This window comes from Chryseobacterium sp. GVT01B, assembly GCF_019970045.1.
In the GTDB taxonomy this organism is placed as follows: domain Bacteria; phylum Bacteroidota; class Bacteroidia; order Flavobacteriales; family Weeksellaceae; genus Chryseobacterium.
Genome location: NZ_JAHXYI010000017.1, coordinates 1 through 1,514, shown reverse-complemented (window position 1 = coordinate 1,514; position 1,514 = coordinate 1). Strand labels below are relative to the sequence as shown.

Annotated in this window: 1 protein-coding gene; it reads right to left on the bottom strand. The window is 40.8% G+C overall.

The genetic code is table 11. The features are described 5' to 3' along the window. Positions 1-1,514: amino acid adenylation domain-containing protein (locus LC457_RS23250; RefSeq protein ID WP_223601912.1), on the bottom strand; the 1,514-nt coding region annotated here is incomplete at both ends.

The window sequence follows — 1,514 nt, the reverse complement described above, 5'->3', positions numbered from 1 at the left end:
TGTATCCCTGTTCGCTGATAAATTTTATTGACCAGTTTAATAGCCATAATACTATTCCCTCCCAATCGGAAAAAATCATCATGGATACTGATATGATCTGCGTCTAAACCTAATACTTCTCCGTAAATCTCCACCAGCTGCTCCTGTAAAGGCGTCTGAGGACTTACATATTCTGTTTCACCTGTAAATAAAGGTTCTGGTAATGCCTTTCTGTCTATTTTCCCATTAATAGTAACTGGTAATGCTTTCAAATGAACATAAGCCGAAGGAACCATATAATCAGGAAGAACTTCCGATAATAACACTGAAATATCTCCGGAGTCAAGCGGATTCTCTGAAACATAATAAGCAGCAAGGTATTTTAATCCCATACTGTTCTCCCTGCACTCCACTACCGCCTGACGAATGCCATTCAACCCAAGAAGAGCTGTCTCAATCTCTCCTTGCTCAATACGGTAACCACGAATCTTGATCTGTGAGTCGTTACGCCCCAGATATTCCAGATCCCCATTTGGAAGGATACGCACAAGGTCACCGGTTTTATAAATCCGTCCATTATAACCTAATACTTGTTCTTCTTCAGTCTGAAAGGGATTAGCCAAAAAGCGCTCTGCAGTAAGCTCAGGAAGATTTAAATATCCTCTTGATACTCCAACTCCTCCTACATACAGCTCTCCGACTGCTCCAATAGGAACAGGACGTAAATAAGAGTCCAGAACATAGACCGAAACATTATCAATAGGGCGCCCGATATTAAGAGGATTACCTTCTTCATCATAATGATGAACGGTCGCACATACCGTTGTTTCTGTAGGACCATATTCATTAAGGAAAATAATATCCTTATAGCAGCTCCTGTCAATATCAGGAAAGCTCTCTCCGCCGGCGAAAATCAATTTTAATTCCGTATCAACAAGAAGATCCTTCAATAATACAGGTGGAATGAATGACACCTCGATGCCATTTGCTTTTATATAATGGTTAAGATCCGCTACAGAGGTCCTCTGTTCATTACTGAATAACCAAAGCGTATTACCGTGGCAAAGCACAGGAAATACCTCATTGACAAAAGCATCAAAAACATAATTCGAATAACAGCCCACATTTGTATATTCATTAAAGCGGTGGGACCGCGTCATAAAACTTACAAGATTCACTACCCCACTATGCTCAATCATCACACCTTTAGGCATACCTGTTGTTCCACTGGTATAAATAACATAAGCCAGATGGTTGGATCTTACTTCGGTGACAGGATTTTTTCTAAAATATTTTTGGATTCCGTCTGCTGCATCTGCATCATCCAAATTTAAAATCGCAGGTCCTTTCTTAGCGATTGCTGAAACATATTCATGCAGCTTAGACACAGTCTGCTCTTCCGCAAGAATAAGACGGGCCCCTGTATCATTCAGGATATGACCCAGCCTCTCTACAGGGTAACCAGGATCAAGAGGAACATAAGCTCCGCCTGCTTTTAAAATACCTAAAATACCTATCAGCATCTTTTCTGAACG